Below are 15,093 nucleotides of genomic sequence, written 5' to 3'. Positions count from 1 at the left end.
AATATCGATAATATCCGTTATATGATTAGAATAAAGCTGTCGAGCAGCAAGATAAGATTCAATCCAGCAGATCGACCAGGCTGCTTGGTCCAATTTGCGATAACCAGACTTGTCCCGCGGCGACCATATGATCCTTCCAATGCGCTTCTGCTGCATCCCCATCCTTCGCTTCGATGAGGTCAACCAATTTGGAATGAGATTTTAATCCGAACCGCACTTGCTTTTGAGAAAATTCGGGATCGGTGACTGGACTTCTGCGCTGCGAGAGGGAGAGATGTCCTTCGACAAGTCCGCGGAGAGCTTGGGAAAACACATTGAGTGTTTTGTTACCTGAAAGCTCCATAAGCAATCTATGAAATGCGGCAATCTTCAGCGTGACTGCAAACCGGTCTGTCATGACGCTCATTTCATCTTCAATGAAATGCCGCAATATCGGAACCGCTTTTTCGCTATTCCTTTCAGCGACCAGACGAGCTGCAGGCGGCTCGATCAAAGTTCGCATCTCATAGAGGTCACCAATTGTGACCCGCTGCGACTGAAGGATAATGCCGGCCGCCCGCTCTATCATTTCGTAATTTGGGGAACTAATGCGGGCGCCGCCCCGGGCACCGCGCGCAACCGTTACCAAACCCTCTGATTCGAGGATGCGCACCGCTTCGCGTATCGTCGGACGCGAAACAGCAAACTCGGCGATAAGATGCGATTCAGCTGGCAGCGTGTCACCATCGCTCAACTCGCCCCGAATGATGGCATTTCGTATCTGCTTGGCAACAAGTTCGGCCGTTTTCGGCACTCGCACGGCAGCTGCATTGCTTTGGCTGCCGACAGGGATAGCTGCAAATCCGTTAGACAATATAAATTCCTTGATAGCTTACTTTACTTCTAGACCCAAAGGTTGCCTTAAAGCAAGTTCCTCTGTTGAGATGAATGCTTGCAAATAGCCATGTTACTTAGTTAGATGATAAAACAGAGCATTCGGTTTTTCGGTTGAGGCCTGGCCTCTTTCGCATCAAGCCGACGATATCAAGCTTAACGAGAGGGATCGATAACATGAGCCAGTGGGACGAGTGCGCAGACTTTATCGTAGTTGGAAGTGGTGGCGGATCGATAGTGGCAGCTCTGGCTGTTTCTGATTCAGGAAAAACGCCGGTTGTACTCGAAAAAACAGATAAGATTGGCGGATCAACTGCTATGTCTGGCGGGGTCTTCTGGATACCCAACCACCCATTGCAGGCGCGTGACGGCATAAACGATAGCGCCGAAAAAGGCCGAACCTATCTTGATGCTGCCGTAGGTGACCTCGGCCCGGCAACTTCACGAAGCCGCAAAGACATGTTCCTTAATCAAGGGCCAAAGCTGGTTGATTACCTTGAGGCGAAAGGTATGCCGTTCATTCGCTGCGATGGATGGTCAGATTATCATGACGATCTTCCCGGCGGCCTAGCCGAGAGCCGCTCATTGGCAGTTGAGCCATTCAACGTTAAGGAACTGCCCGCTGAATGGGCGTCCAAACTAAGGCGTGGTCTTTCAAGCCTCCCTGTCAGAGGTATCGAAGGCCGCAGGCTTATGCTTATAAAAACAACTTTAGACGGTAAACTAGCAGCGCTTTCACTCGGGATGCGTATTATCAAAGCCAAGCTGCTGGGCCGCGAGTATGTTGGCGCGGGCACCGCTATACAGGGTCGCATGCTGCAGATGGCTGTTCGCCAGAATATTGATATTCGTATCAATTCGGGCGTTTCAGAACTTGTTGAGGAAAATGGCAGGATAACGGGTGTCGTTACTCAGAAGGACGGAAAACCGTGGCGCATCGAGGCGCGCGACGGCGTCCTGATAAACGCAGGCGGATTCTCACATAATGAAGCGATGCGCAAACAATATGGACCAAAACCTTCGTCGGTCACATGGACGAATGCCAACCCCGGCGACACCGGTGAAATGATCGAAATTGCGAAGTCGCACGGCGCGGCGCTGGACTTCATGGATAGTGCTGTATGGATTTTGACATCGCTGCCTCCAACAGGCGAACGCTATCTCCATGTTCTGGACATTCCAAAGCCTCATTGCATCATCGTAAACCAAAAGGGTGAACGTTATACCAACGAAGCCCAAAGTTATATGGCCAATGGCCAAGCCCTTTACGCAGGTGGCGATGTCCCTGTTTGGGCAATCATCGAATCACGCCATCGTGACCGATACCCTTGGAGCTTCCATGCCGGCGCAACTCCGCAATCATGGTTCGACAGTGGTTACATGAAGAAGGCGGACACAATTGAAGATCTGGCCGCACTGATCAATGTTCCAGCGGATAATTTGAGGTCCACAATAACACGCTTCAATGGCTTTGCGAAAAACGGCAAAGATGAAGATTTCGGACGTGGATCAAAAGCCTACGATCTAACTTTTGCGGATCCTTCCCATGGCCCTAATCCAGGTCTTGGCGCAATCGAGAAACCCCCATATTATGCGGTAGCGATTTACCCAGGCGATGTGGGAACTTTTGGCGGTATTATGACCGACGAATTCGCGCGCGTCGTGAAAGAAGATGGCAGCATCATGCCGGGTCTCTACGCAACCGGAAACTCAACGGCATCAGTCATGGGCAAAACTTATCCGGGTGCAGGTGCCAGCATCTCTCCAGCTTTCATCTTTGGCTGGGTCGCAGCGCGCCACGCCATCGGCCAAACGCCTAACTGAGCCATGTTTGAGGATGACCGTAATGCGAAGAATGCAGGTCTATCGCCTAAAAGAAGCGGGAGCGCTGACCAATCTCTCGCTGCGCCAAGAAGCTCAACCCATTATTGGGCCAGATGAGGTACTGGTCCGGATCCATGCCGTTTCGTTAAATGCCCGCGACCTGATGATGGTCTATGGTCCACAACCCTATGGGCCAAAGACCGACATCATCCCAACATCCGATGGGGCAGGGGAAATCGTCGCTTGCGGGTCAAGCGTATCTGACGTTCAACCCGGAGAGCGCGTAGTTATACCCTTTCGTCCTGGCTGGATTGATGGGCCTTACGACCCTGTTCAAACAGGAACCGATCTCGGCGGTGCTGTGGATGGCGTGTTGGCTCAATATGTTTCGATCGCCGCCAAAGCGGTAGTCTTGCTTCCCGCAGGCATTTCTTATGAACAAGCCGCCACTTTGCCTTGTGCCGGTGTCACGGCTTGGTCGGCGCTCACTCGCGGCGCCGTTTTGCGGCCGGGATCTAATGTACTCATACTTGGATCTGGCGGCGTTTCTGTCTTCGCACTTCAGATTGCCAAGGCGATGGGTTGTACGGTCATCGCAACGACATCCAGTGATGCAAAAGTCCAAACCCTTCGGTCGCTTGGTGCCGATCATGTAGTTCATTATGCGACGGATTCCAGCTGGGGCGAGCAAATACGAGCATTAACGGGCGGGCGCGGCGTAAACCGAGTGGTTGAAGTCGGCGGCGCCGGGAGTCTTCCGAAGTCAATGGCAGCCTTGGCTCCGGAAGGGGAGATATCGCTTATCGGGCTGCTCGAAAATCCTATGAACACCATCAGTCCGATACCTCTCATGTCAACCATGGGTGTAATTCGGGGTATTTCAGTAGGATCTAGAGCTGACTTGGTAGCACTTTTAGCCTTCATGAATGGTCGGTTTGATCCAATAATCGATCGTGTTTTTGGGTTTAACGAAGCGGCGAAAGCCTTTGCTTATCTTGCGACCCGAAAGCATGTCGGTAAAATAGTCATTCGGCTTTAACCGCGATACTACTCAGGCTGAGGACAGTCCTTCAACTTTGACCTTGCTCAAAATCAACGACCAGCCTTACAACTGCCCCTTCATGCAAGCGGTCGAATCCTTCGTTTATCTGATCAAGGCCGATGGTTCCGCTCAGCAGGCGGTCGACCGGCAGACGTCCAGCGCGGTATAGCGCAATATACCGAGGAATATCGCGAACTGGCACACAGGTACCGATGTAGCTTCCTTTGACGGTACGTTCCTCTGCCACCAAACTAACGATATTTAACGCCAAATTCACGTCAGGCGGCGGGAGACCAGCGGTAACGGTTGTACCGCCCCTTTTTGTCATTTTGTAAGCGTTCTCCAACGCCGCGCCAACACCGGCAAATTCAAATACGAAATCCGCCCCACCACCTGTTAATTGGCGGACTTTCTCGATTGCGTCAGGATCACGCGCGTTAACGGTCGCAGTCGCGCCCATAGACGTTGCGAGCGCGAGCTTCTCATCAGATACATCAACCGCAATGATTTGTGACGCGCCGCACGCGATCGCACCCAAAACAGCGGCAAGGCCAACGCCGCCCAAGCCGATTACCGCAACGCTTTCGCCCGCCTGAACGCGCCCAGTGTTCACCACTGCGCCAACCCCCGTCAAAACAGCGCACCCGAACAGTGCAGCTTCCTGAAACGGCAGGTCCTTGTCGATTTTAACGAGCGACCGGCGCGAGACTACGGCATGATCAGCAAAGGCAGAGCAGCCGAGATGGTGATGCAATGCCGCGCCTTCTTGATGCAAGCGGATGCCTCCGGACAGCAATGTTCCCTTGCCATTGGCGCCTGCTCCGGGTTCGCACAACGCCGGGCGTCCCTCGGCGCAAGGAAGGCAATGCCCACAGCTTGGCATAAAAACCATCACAACATGGTCGCCCGGCAACAAATCATCTACGCCATCGCCAATAGCGACCACCTCACCTGCAGCCTCATGGCCAATGGCCATCGGCATTGGCCGCGGTCTGCTGCCGTTGATAACCGAAAGATCGGAATGGCACAGACCAGCTGCGGCAATTCTCACCAGAACCTCGCCAAAGCCGGGCGCATCAAGCTCTACTTCCTCGATGGATAAAGGCCGAGACGACGCATAGGGCGCTATTGCCCCCATTTCCCGCAAGATTGCAGCTTTTACCTTCACTTTAGAACCCTCTTTCATTACACCCGTTGAACCGACAACCCCAAATTAGGTGCCCCTGACCATTGGCGGGTTCCAGTCAATCATGGAAGCTTTTGTGAACAATAGTACAAAAATCGCTCCGGCCGCTCCTCAAAAATCTTCCAAAGAGTCCGGGATGCGGTACAACTATCCTCGCTTTCGGACGATCACCACGCGCTGGATGGACAATGACGTATATGGCCATGTCAACAACGTAGTATATTACAGTTTCTTTGACACGGCGGTCAATGCAACCTTGATTGACGAAGGTTTGCTTGATCCACAAAATGGCGATGTCATTGGCTTGGTCGTTGAAACGGGATGTAGATACGCATCTGCACTAAGCTTTCCGGAAACCGTCGACGCAGGCATTCGCGTTGCACATATTGGAAACTCCAGCGTCCGTTTTGAAGTTGGTCTGTTCAAACATGGTGAGGATATCGCGGCAGCCGAAGGCTTTTTCGTGCATGTCTATGTAGATGCCCGGACAAGGCGGCCAACATCGATTCCCACTGCGCTTCGATCCTTTCTGGAAAGCCTCACTTAAATGCCTATTTGCGGCTAAACTGCCCTGGCCGGCGCAGAGCAACAGCCTGAACGCCTTCAGCAAAGTCCTCGGTTTTCTTCAGCCTGCTTTGAACCCCTGCTTCGAAACGCATGGCCGACTGCACGCGGCCAGAGATATCCCCACGCAATGTTGCCCTTGTCGCCTCAACCGCTAGCGGAGCATTCTCCGCAATCTGAAGTGCAAAATGCATTGCAGACTTTTCCAAATCTTCGGTCGTCGCCAACATGTCTACAAGCCCCCAATCAAGGGCAGTCGCGCCGTTAACGCGTTCACCCGTCAGTAACATGCGGGCAGCATTTTGTTGGCCAATGATCTCAGGCAACCGGGTTGAGATACCAAAGCCTGCGTGAAAGCCGAGCTTTACGAAGTTGGCAGCAAAGCGACTTTGTTCAGATGCAATCCGGAAATCCGCAACCAAAGCCAGTCCAAGTCCTGCGCCAATGGCCGCGCCTTGGACGATTGCTATGACCGGTTTACGGTTGGAATAAAGGCGCGCCGCCTGCGCATAAAGCGCGAGCACTGCGGCATCATCATCGTCAGCAGCAAAATCACCGCCTTCGTTGAAGTCCGCACCCGCGCAAAAAACTTTACCTTCCGAACGCAAGATAACGACCCGGCAATCATCAACTTCGTCCAGCGCAAGAATCTGGTCTGCCATCGCACGAAGCAATTCGACGGACACATGATTATAGGGTGGGCATGAAAAACTGATTATTCCGACATGATTTTGTATGTCGGTTCGAACTATGAATTTTCCTTGCACCTCGGTCACTCGCGGGTCCCGAGCAAATCGCGGGCGACCACCCAATTGTGGATCTCGCTTGGTCCATCGTAGATGCGCATCGTCCGCAGCTTGTTTGAAAGCAGATATAGCGGCATTTCGCGTGTCATGCCCATGCCACCGAACATCTGCATCGCATGGTCGACGATGTCATATGCCGCTTCGGTACAATATGATTTGATCATCGAAATTTCCTGCCGCGTGTCGCGCCCTTCATCGATTTTCCACGCGCAGTCATAGGTCATCAAACGCATGGCATGAATGCGTGTGGCGGCATCGGCTATCCAATTTTGAACCGTCTGGCGTGAAGACAAAGGTTTCCCAAATGTGACGCGCTGTGGCGCATATTCAATCATCATGTCCAATGCGCGCTGCGCCATACCGATCGACCAGGACGCCATTTCAATACGCCGAGTACCAAGCCGCACCTGCATGGGCAAAAACCCCTGACCGCGCGTCCCGAGCAATTTCCAGCCCGGAACACGGCAATCGTCAAGCGCGATTTCATATGTCGCGGTGCCGTCAATCATCGGGATTTTACGTAACACATTGAACCCGGGCGTATCGCGGTCCACCAAAAATGCCGACATGCCATTGCGTCCATTGGCATTCTTGTCGGTTACGGCCATCAAGATCGTAAAATCGGCTTCATCCGCTTTGGTAATCCAGATTTTGCGGCCGTTAATGATCCAGTCGTCGCCATCTTGGACCGCGGTGGTTTTCATCAATTGCGGATCAGCACCAGCACCAGGCTCCGAAATGCCAATGGCAGAAATGGTTTCACCCCGCACATAGGGTGCAAGATAATGCTCGCGCTGCTTTTCGTCCGCAGCCGCCATCATCATACGCAAATTCGGAGAGTCCGGCGGAAGGGTATATGGTGTCGCGGTCCGCCCCAATTCCTCGCCCACTCCTACCATGGCCACCATTGGTAAATTCATGCCGCCGACTTCTTCGGGTGCATCCAGACCCCAAAGACCGAGATCTTTTGAAACTGCATCGACCCGTGCTTGTTCGTCCTTCGTAAGATAGCTGCCCTTACCCGCCGTATCTCGCGCCAGCACTTCGCTCTCTAGCGGCACAAGCTGTGAGTCGACGAATTTGCGGACCAGATCTTTTAGCATCCGGTGCTCTTCAGCGAGTTCGAAATTCATTAATCAACCCCTTTTGCAGTTACTTATAAAGTCAATATCGCCTAGTTCGACTGACAGACCGCTAAACGTCTTTAGGCATCATTAGGCCACTTGCCTTACCTTTCCAATCACTCGCATAGCTAAATCGCCCACCACGTCTCCACTGCTTTGCCACGGACTCTCAGGCAACATAGGGGTTTGGTAGCATCCATTCCACTCGTGCTTTCTATCTCTTCGATTACCAGCTGGGCAAAGTTAGAGCATTCTGCCATTTAGGATACCATCGCTGCGATTATTCAAAAATTAACTTCACCATTTATAACGGCAACTTCGTCGTAAAACTGGTCCAAGTCGCCCCCTTCTTGAAGCGCTTACCCAAGCGCCTTGCTTTTCGAACGTGTCATTCATATAAATCCGCTATATATTAAATCAATCGACTCGATGGAGTTTTTGCATATGGTTAGTCTGAGTTCAATCGTCCGTAATGTAATGACGATTGACCCGAGCGCTCCGGCACTGGAGTACGAAAAAACATGGACTAGCTGGGCCGAGTTGAATGGCATTATCGATGCAATCGAATTGCTGCTGAAAGAAAATGATATTGGGCCGGGCGCCAGGATTGGTGGCATATTGCGCAACAATCCGCTTATGGCCGCCGTTATCATCGGAACGATAATCAACGACCGGTGCATCGTAACGCTGAACCCAATGTTGCCGGATGCAAAGCTGGCAAATGATATTATGACACTCAAAACACCCGTCATCATTGCAGGAAGCGCTGATTTCCAACGTCCGGAAATTCGCGAAGCGGCGCGCCTATCAGGTGCGCTTTGTCTCGAAGTAACCGGTAACCCGATCAATCCGGTTCAGAAGATTTTCGACAAGACTGGAAGCGATTTTATAACCGACGCCAATGGTATCGGCATTGAAATGCTTACAAGCGGTACGACCGGCGTGCCAAAGCGAATTCCTCTACCTGCTGCAAATTTCTCAAAAATGGTACTGGATGCGGCCGTGTTTGAAAATCGTGACCTTAGTGCTGAGCCTAAGTTATCGCGCGCTGTGACTATTGCTAACACCCCCTTCGCGCACATCGGTGGAATTTTCGGGCTGTTCCTGACATTGTCGGCAGGGCGTAAAGCTTGTTTGATCGAACGGTTCCGGCTCGACGAATTTGTAGATGCAATCAAACGCCACCAGCCAAGAGTTGTAAGCGCACCACCTTCTGTTTTGCGCATGATCCTTGATGCCAAAGTGCCAAAGGAAGCGCTGTCGAGCCTAGCTGTATTTCGTACATCCATGGCTCCTCTCGATCCTGGCATGGCGGACCTTTTTTACGAAACATACGGCGTTCCCATCTTACAAAATTATGGCGCCACCGAATTTGCTGGTGGAGTTGCTGGCTGGACACTTCCTGATTTCAAAAAATATGCAGCCGAACGACGCGGGAGTGTAGGTCGGATGAATCCTGGGATTGATGGTCGCATTGTCGATACCGAAACTGGCGCCCCTCTCCCACTTGGCGAGAAGGGCGTGCTCGAACTGCGTGCTAAACATTTGGGCGATGGCAAGAGTTGGATTAGAACTACCGATCTAGCACGGATGGATGACCTCAATTTTTTATGGATACTTGGCAGGGCAGATAATGCGATTATTCGCGGTGGTTTTAAGATTATTCCTGACGATGTGGTCAAAGCCATCGAATCTCATCCTGATGTTCTGGAAGCATGTGTCGTAGCTTTGCCAGACGTCCGCCTCGGTCAAGTACCTGCGGCGGGTTATCGCGTTCGCACGGGTCATAGCCTGTCCGAACCTGACTTGCGTGCATATTTGCGTGAGAAACTGACTGCGTATCAGGTGCCTACGAAACTTCTTGAGGTTGAAGAGTTCGCTCGCACTCCGTCTCATAAGCCCAGCCAGCCGGAACTAAAGAAGATATTAGAGGCCGCGTAGTTGGCGCAGCCGAACCGCGGCAGGGAGGACCGTCGTACTTTTTGGTCTTGGCTAGAGACCGCGTTCTTATCGTATTGCCGCTTGGCAATGAAATAAAGCCGTTGACGGTCATAGAAGGCAAATTCCTCGGAGAGAAAATGAACGAAACTACCCAGCCTATGACGAACTCTGCAAAACTGGGGATGTTGTTTGCGGCCTCAGTAGCCATCGCGATCGGTGGCACCCATTCTCATGTTTTAGGTGCGATGGTTAAACCGCTGGGGGATTCCTATGGCTGGTCAAGAGGAGATATTGCCTTTGCCTTGACCATCTCAAGTTTCATGCATCCTTTTACAAATGTTGCAATCGGCCTGTTGGCCGATCGATATCCCGTTCGGCGGATCGTGTTGCCTGGCATTGTGGCTTTCGTGCTCGGCACCGCCTCACTGGGCTTGGTAACCAAGGAGATATGGACATGGTATGCCGCGTACGTCCTGTTTACGATTGCCGGCTCCGGGATTAGCGCGATCCTTTTTACCAAACTAGTTGTCGAACATTTTTCGAAGAGACGAGGCTTGGCTCTAGCGAGTGCGCTTGCAGGAGCGGGAATATTGGTCAGCACCATCCCTCACATCGTGTTGGCGATGGAGACGATGGTTGGCGTTAAAGGTGTTTACCCACTTATCGCCGCATGTGCATTTGTGTTGCTTATCATTCCCTGCTGGTTGTTCCTTCCAAGAGAAGAATCAATATCGCACCTCGCGTTACGCAACCTGCCCGCATCCGTGACCGAACCCAAGGGTGGATGGCGAGATGTTATTCTTTCCCCAGTTTTTCAACGTCTGGGCATAGCGTTTCTTTTGATTGGTTCGTGCATCGGCACTTTTATTGTTCATTTGCAGCCCATGCTTGCCGATGCCGGACTGTCTCGCGCGGAGGCTGCTTCTGTTGCCCTGTTCGTGGGGCCGGCAATGATAGTGGGGCGCCTTGGAACAGGGATGCTTTATGATATTTTTCCGACGCGACTGGTTACAGCGGTCGCGTTCTCACTTCCCGCTTTCGCGTGCCTATGGCTCATTAATTTCCCGTTGGACTTTTTATCCGCGTCGGCACTAGCGATACTCATCGGGCTTGGCATGGGAAGCGAGACGGATGCAGTCGCCTATCTGTCCAGTCGCTATTTCGGAACACGCAGATATGGTCTTGTATTTGGAACTTTGATTAGCCTCTATGGCATCGGAATCGGCTTGGCATCGTGGCTTGTCGGTAGGGCTTTTGACTCAACCGGAAGCTATGACGCGGTGCTCATCGTTCTGACCGGAGGAGTCGGCATAGCTATTCTGCTACTGCTTTCGTTAGGTAGCCCGCCCCCACTCGTCGACGATAAGCATTAAAACCGTCGTTTACCAGCCAGCCATTTTCACTGGATCGGCAGGGGTCGCCGAAAATCGCGGGGCGGGTGCTGGTTGTACAATTCCTGCATCTTCAACAAAAGTACCCCGCGCGGCCACATGAGGATGCTTAGGCGCTTCAGTAAGGCTTAGAACCGGCGCAAAGCAGATGTCGGTTCCATCCATGATCGTACACCATTCGTCGCGGGTCTTCGTAAGCATAACCTCGGCCATGCGCCCCTTCAATTCATCCCAACGCGACTGGTCCATTTGCTGCGCAAAATCGGCGTCTGCATCTAGGCCCGTTTTCTCGAGCAACAGCGCATAAAATTGCGGTTCAATTGAACCTAGCGAGACCCATTTGCCGTCCTTAGTTTCATAAGTGTCGTAAAAATGCGCACCACTATCGAGCAGGTTGACACCGCGCTCGTCTTGCCATTGGCCGTTGGCAAGGAATGTGTATGTCATAGCTGAAAGGATGGCTGCACCATCAACCATCGCGCAATCAACAACCTGTCCAATACCTCCGGAACGGACGTGCAAAATCGCCGACACAACGCCAAATGCGAGCATCATGCCACCGCCACCAAAATCGCCGACTGCGTTCGTCGCAAATGTCGGTTTTTCACCCTTGCGCCCATATGAGTGGAGGGCGCCGGACAAGGCGATATAGTTGATGTCGTGCCCGGCAAGCGGAGCCATAGGCCCCTCCTGTCCCCATCCGGTCATCCGGCCAATAACAAGCTTTGGATTTATCGCCAACAATACATCTGGCCCGATACCTAGCCGTTCAAGCACGCCGGGCCGATAACCTTCGATAAGTGCATCGGCGGATTTTGCCAGTTCCTTGATCTGCGCAATCGCTTCAGGGTTTTTAAGATCTAGCTCGATCCGCTCACGATTGCGGTTGAGAATATCGCGATTTCCACCTTCGCCGAAACGTCCGGCATTACCCGGACGCTCCACTCGAATAACGCGCGCACCGTGATCGGCCAGCATCATGCCGCAAAACGGCCCGGGACCGATTCCTGCAAGTTCGATAACGGTCACGCCATCCAAAACGCCTGGCATTTTTCTTACCCCTTTAGAGTTGCTTGCGGATGCCGCTTAGACACGTTCAATGATCATAGCTGGCGCCATACCGCCAAATGCACACATGGTAATCAGCGCGTAACGTCCGCCTGAGCGTTCCAATTCATCGAGAGCGGTTCCAATGAGGATCGCCCCCGTCGCGCCAATCGGGTGGCCCAAAGCTATTGAACCGCCGTTGATGTTCACTTTATTGCGGTCAATGCCAAGGTCACGAATCGCCTTTTCGGTCACGACAGCAAATGCCTCGTTGATCTCCCAAACGTCAATGTCTGCAACGCTTAGGTTCGCACGCTCAAGCGCCTTGCGCGCTGCAGGTGCAGGCGCATTCAGAATGAGCGTCGGGCAATCACCCACGTTTACCGAAGCGACAATGCGTGCGCGCGGTTTCCAGCCATTCTCCTTAATCGCGGCTTCCGACGCCAGCAGCAATGCCGCTGCGCCATCGACCACGCCAGAGCTGGTTCCAGCATGATGCATTGGTTCCCATTTCAGATCGGGATATTTACGCTCTATCATCTGCCGCATATTGGTGCCGTCTGGACTGGCAACCATCTGTTCTATAGCTACAAATGCTGGCTTTAATGCGGCAAGGCTTTCCTGTGTGGTTGCGGGACGGGGATATTCCTCTGTGTCTAATGCTACCGACCCGTCTGCGTTGTAGACAGGGACAACACTCTTGTCGAAACGGCCTTCATCCATCGCAACCTTAGCCTTGCGTTGGCTATCTGCGCCAAGCGCCTCAAGTTCGGCGCGGCTAATGCCTTCCATCGATGCGATGGCGTCAGCGGCAACGCCCACATGCGAGATCGGATGTTCCAAATGCAAATCTTGGTTCCCCCGCGCCCTGCCGAGAGCGACATATTCAGTGCCAACTTCCCAAGCATCACATTCAGCGTGATGGCTCATCATTTCTGTGCCGCCCGCAATGATGACATCTTCAAAGCCAGCCATGATTTGTGCCGCAGCGAAACTAACGCTGGTGATCCCGCCACCACAATAACGGTCAAGGGTAACGCCGCTGGCTTTCAGGTCGTAATCCGCCCAAAGTGCAGACAGCCGGCCGAGGTCGCCTGCTTGCTTGCCACGTTGCTGGCTTGTTGACCAGATGATGTCATCTACCTTGGAGGTATCGAGAGCATTACGGTCGCGGATTGCCCGCAACACCGTCGCCCCCAATTCTTGCGGATGCAAATGTGCAAGCGCGCCTTTGCCTTGTTTGCCGATACCACGCGGCGTGCGGCATGCATCGACTATATATGCGGTTGACATCATACTGTCCCTTCAATTGGATTTAACGGGGTGCCATCCGGATGGCGCCATCAAGACGAATGCTTTGCGCGTTGAAGTAGCTATTGCGAACAAACTCCATAACCAAGCTGCCGAATTCGGAAGGCTTGCCAAGGCGCTTTGGGAAAGGCACCGAAGCGGCCAGGCTTTCCAGCACTTGTGGCTTAGCACCCAGCATCAGCGGCGTTGAGAAAATGCCTGGCATGATACAGTTGACGCGAATTCCGAGGTCCATGAGGTCACGCGCCATTGGCAGGACCAAGCCATTTACGCCGGACTTGGCCGAACCATAAGTCACCTGACCAATTTGTCCGTCCTGTGCAGCGACAGAAGCCGTCAAGACGATTACACCGCGCTCACCATCTTCCAATGGTTCCAGCGTTGCCATACCCTCGGCGGACAAAGAAGCGATGCGGTAGCTGGCAACCAAGATACCGTGAACGCCATAAGCATAATCTTCCGTCGAAAGGCGCTTTAGCTTACCGGCCTCCTTGTCAAAGGCGAGCGTTTTCCCGCGCCGTGTCGCCATGGCGCAATGGACCGTGATACGTTCCTGCCCATGCGCAGCACGCGCTTTTTCAAAGCCAGCCACGACCGATTCTTCGTCCATGATATCAACTTTGCAGAACACGCCGCCAATAGCATTGGCGACTTCGGTGCCGGTTTCTTCATTCAAGTCAAATATGGCAACCTTGATGCCAGCTGCAGCCATTGCTTCAGCTGAGGCACGGCCAAGGCCCGATGCGCCACCAGTGACCACTGCTGCAGTTGTGTTATCGATTTTCATGTTATGAATCCTTTCAATTAATAGCTGCGGGGAAGGCCGAGAACATGCTCGGCAAGATAGCTGAGGATCAGGTTCGTGCTGATCGGGGCAACTGTGTAAAGACGTGCTTCGCGGAATTTCCGTTCAACGTCATACTCTTCGGCAAAGCCAAAGCCGCCATGCGTTTGGACGCACATGTCCGCAGCAGCCCAGCTAGCTTCTGACGCAAGAAGCTTGGCCATATTCGCCTCTGCGCCCGGGTTACCTCCAGCGTCAAAAACCTGAGCTGAATGATGCACCATCAGTTCGGCTGCGCACATTTGTGCGTAGCAGCGTGCGATCGGAAACTGCACGCCTTGGTTCTGACCAATGGCGCGACCAAAGACATTGCGTTCGCTCGCATAATCGCTGGCCTTTTTAATGAACCATTTGGCATCACCAATGCATTCGGCGGCAATGAGGATACGCTCGGCATTCATGCCCGACAGGATATAGCGGAAGCCTTTGCCTTCTTCGCCAACCAAGGCTGACGCGGGGATCCGCATATCGTCAAAGAAGACTTCGGTCGTTGAATGGTTCATCATCGTACGGATTGGCTTGATAGTCATGCCCCCACCCGCTTCGGATTTTGGGCCAACCACTTTGCGCATATCGACCAAGAAGATGGAGAGCCCTTCGGTCTTACTTGCCACCTCTTCACGTGGCGTTGTGCGCGCAAGCAACATCATCAGGTCGGAATATTCTGCACGACTGGTCCAGATCTTCTGGCCATTGATGACATATTCGTCACCGTCCCGCACAGCGACAGTCCGCAAGGAAAGCGTGTCGGTGCCGCTGGTCGGTTCAGAAACACCAAAGGCCTGCAGGCGCAGCTCGCCTGTCGCGATACGTGGCAGATATTCCTGCTTCTGTTCTTCGCTGCCATATTTCAGCAACGTGTTCATGATGTACATCTGGGCATGGGCCGACGCGCCGTTGCAGCCTGCTGCCTGAATTTCTTCCATGATCACCGCTGCGGCATCGAGCTTTAGGCCAGAACCGCCATAAACTTCCGGGATAAGCGCGGCGAGGAACCCTGCTTTCGTTAGCGCATCAACAAATTCGCCCGGATAAGCGCGTTCGCTATCTTTTTCTCGCCAATAAGCACCGGGGAATTCCGCGCATAACGCCTGCACCGCACGGCGGATTTCGCTAATGTCTTCGCTTTCAGTTATCATA

The 15,093-nt window shown here is 53.0% G+C and carries 13 protein-coding genes; 5 read left to right on the top strand and 8 right to left on the bottom strand.

The genetic code is table 11. The features are described 5' to 3' along the window. Nucleotides 1–58: 58 nt before the first annotated feature. The gene (locus tag ACIQ2T_RS00635) at nucleotides 59–853 is read right to left on the bottom strand and encodes a FadR/GntR family transcriptional regulator (protein WP_397589110.1); all 795 of its coding nucleotides are present in this window, start codon (nucleotides 851–853) and stop codon (nucleotides 59–61) included. A gap of 197 nt (nucleotides 854–1,050) precedes the next feature. Between ACIQ2T_RS00635 and ACIQ2T_RS00630 the strand changes: the two genes are divergently transcribed. Together ACIQ2T_RS00630 and ACIQ2T_RS00625 are read left to right on the top strand one after the other, a co-directional pair. Beyond that, nucleotides 1,051–2,697 (top strand): FAD-binding protein, encoded by a 1,647-nt coding sequence (locus tag ACIQ2T_RS00630; protein WP_397589109.1) that lies wholly within the window; start codon nucleotides 1,051–1,053, stop codon nucleotides 2,695–2,697. Between the two features lie 22 nt (nucleotides 2,698–2,719). Then, nucleotides 2,720–3,736: an NAD(P)-dependent alcohol dehydrogenase gene (locus tag ACIQ2T_RS00625; RefSeq protein WP_397589108.1), complete on the top strand. Its 1,017-nt coding sequence runs from the start codon at nucleotides 2,720–2,722 to the stop codon at nucleotides 3,734–3,736. 31 nt (nucleotides 3,737–3,767) lie between these two features. On the opposite strand, the gene ACIQ2T_RS00620 is transcribed toward ACIQ2T_RS00625, so the two are convergent. Next, nucleotides 3,768–4,907: a zinc-dependent alcohol dehydrogenase family protein gene (locus ACIQ2T_RS00620; RefSeq protein ID WP_397589107.1), complete on the bottom strand. Its 1,140-nt coding sequence runs from the start codon at nucleotides 4,905–4,907 to the stop codon at nucleotides 3,768–3,770. Between the two features lie 94 nt (nucleotides 4,908–5,001). Here ACIQ2T_RS00620 and ACIQ2T_RS00615 point away from each other — a divergent pair, with 94 nt between their 5' ends. After that, complete coding sequence (locus ACIQ2T_RS00615) at nucleotides 5,002–5,472, top strand: acyl-CoA thioesterase (protein WP_397589106.1); 471 nt, start codon at nucleotides 5,002–5,004, stop codon at nucleotides 5,470–5,472. Nucleotides 5,473–5,476: 4 nt separating this feature from the next. Here ACIQ2T_RS00615 and ACIQ2T_RS00610 read toward each other — a convergent pair whose 3' ends face one another. Beyond that, complete coding sequence (locus ACIQ2T_RS00610) at nucleotides 5,477–6,256, bottom strand: enoyl-CoA hydratase/isomerase family protein (RefSeq protein WP_397589170.1); 780 nt, start codon at nucleotides 6,254–6,256, stop codon at nucleotides 5,477–5,479. A gap of 5 nt (nucleotides 6,257–6,261) precedes the next feature. After that, a complete protein-coding gene (locus ACIQ2T_RS00605; protein ID WP_397589105.1) occupies nucleotides 6,262–7,428 on the bottom strand; it encodes an acyl-CoA dehydrogenase family protein in 1,167 nt (388 codons plus the stop codon). A 435-nt stretch (nucleotides 7,429–7,863) separates the two neighbouring features. On the opposite strand from ACIQ2T_RS00605, the gene ACIQ2T_RS00600 reads away from it, so the two are divergent. After that, nucleotides 7,864–9,360 (top strand): class I adenylate-forming enzyme family protein, encoded by a 1,497-nt coding sequence (locus ACIQ2T_RS00600; RefSeq protein WP_397589104.1) that lies wholly within the window; start codon nucleotides 7,864–7,866, stop codon nucleotides 9,358–9,360. Between the two features lie 137 nt (nucleotides 9,361–9,497). After that, nucleotides 9,498–10,733: an MFS transporter gene (locus ACIQ2T_RS00595; protein ID WP_397589103.1), complete on the top strand. Its 1,236-nt coding sequence runs from the start codon at nucleotides 9,498–9,500 to the stop codon at nucleotides 10,731–10,733. A gap of 9 nt (nucleotides 10,734–10,742) precedes the next feature. On the opposite strand, the gene ACIQ2T_RS00590 is transcribed toward ACIQ2T_RS00595, so the two are convergent. From ACIQ2T_RS00590 to ACIQ2T_RS00575, 4 genes are read right to left on the bottom strand one after another with little or no spacing between them, the layout of a single operon-like run. Continuing rightward, the gene (locus ACIQ2T_RS00590) at nucleotides 10,743–11,801 is read right to left on the bottom strand and encodes a CaiB/BaiF CoA transferase family protein (RefSeq protein ID WP_397589102.1); all 1,059 of its coding nucleotides are present in this window, start codon (nucleotides 11,799–11,801) and stop codon (nucleotides 10,743–10,745) included. A 36-nt stretch (nucleotides 11,802–11,837) separates the two neighbouring features. Continuing rightward, on the bottom strand, nucleotides 11,838–13,091 hold the full coding sequence (locus ACIQ2T_RS00585) for an acetyl-CoA C-acetyltransferase (RefSeq protein ID WP_397589169.1): 1,254 nt from the start codon (nucleotides 13,089–13,091) through the stop codon (nucleotides 11,838–11,840). 22 nt (nucleotides 13,092–13,113) lie between these two features. After that, a complete protein-coding gene (locus tag ACIQ2T_RS00580) occupies nucleotides 13,114–13,896 on the bottom strand; it encodes an SDR family NAD(P)-dependent oxidoreductase (protein ID WP_397589101.1) in 783 nt (260 codons plus the stop codon). A gap of 17 nt (nucleotides 13,897–13,913) precedes the next feature. Continuing rightward, the gene (locus tag ACIQ2T_RS00575; RefSeq protein WP_397589100.1) at nucleotides 13,914–15,092 is read right to left on the bottom strand and encodes an acyl-CoA dehydrogenase family protein; all 1,179 of its coding nucleotides are present in this window, start codon (nucleotides 15,090–15,092) and stop codon (nucleotides 13,914–13,916) included. Nucleotide 15,093: the final 1 nt, after the last annotated feature.

Origin of the sequence: Sphingorhabdus sp. (genome assembly GCF_044357595.1) — a bacterium.
In the GTDB taxonomy this organism is placed as follows: domain Bacteria; phylum Pseudomonadota; class Alphaproteobacteria; order Sphingomonadales; family Sphingomonadaceae; genus Sphingorhabdus_B.
This window is presented reverse-complemented; position numbering and strand designations above follow the sequence as displayed.

Coding starts and splice junctions, on each gene's coding strand:
- ACIQ2T_RS00630 (WP_397589109.1), top strand. CDS start 1,051: ATGAGCCAGTGGGACGAGTGCGCAGACTTTATCGTAGTTGGAAGTGGT.
- ACIQ2T_RS00625 (WP_397589108.1), top strand. CDS start 2,720: ATGCGAAGAATGCAGGTCTATCGCCTAAAAGAAGCGGGAGCGCTGACC.
- ACIQ2T_RS00605 (WP_397589105.1), bottom strand. CDS start 7,428: ATGAATTTCGAACTCGCTGAAGAGCACCGGATGCTAAAAGATCTGGTC.
- ACIQ2T_RS00600 (WP_397589104.1), top strand. CDS start 7,864: ATGGTTAGTCTGAGTTCAATCGTCCGTAATGTAATGACGATTGACCCG.
- ACIQ2T_RS00595 (WP_397589103.1), top strand. CDS start 9,498: ATGAACGAAACTACCCAGCCTATGACGAACTCTGCAAAACTGGGGATG.
- ACIQ2T_RS00590 (WP_397589102.1), bottom strand. CDS start 11,801: ATGCCAGGCGTTTTGGATGGCGTGACCGTTATCGAACTTGCAGGAATC.
- ACIQ2T_RS00585 (WP_397589169.1), bottom strand. CDS start 13,091: ATGTCAACCGCATATATAGTCGATGCATGCCGCACGCCGCGTGGTATC.
- ACIQ2T_RS00580 (WP_397589101.1), bottom strand. CDS start 13,896: ATGAAAATCGATAACACAACTGCAGCAGTGGTCACTGGTGGCGCATCG.
- ACIQ2T_RS00575 (WP_397589100.1), bottom strand. CDS start 15,092: ATGATAACTGAAAGCGAAGACATTAGCGAAATCCGCCGTGCGGTGCAG.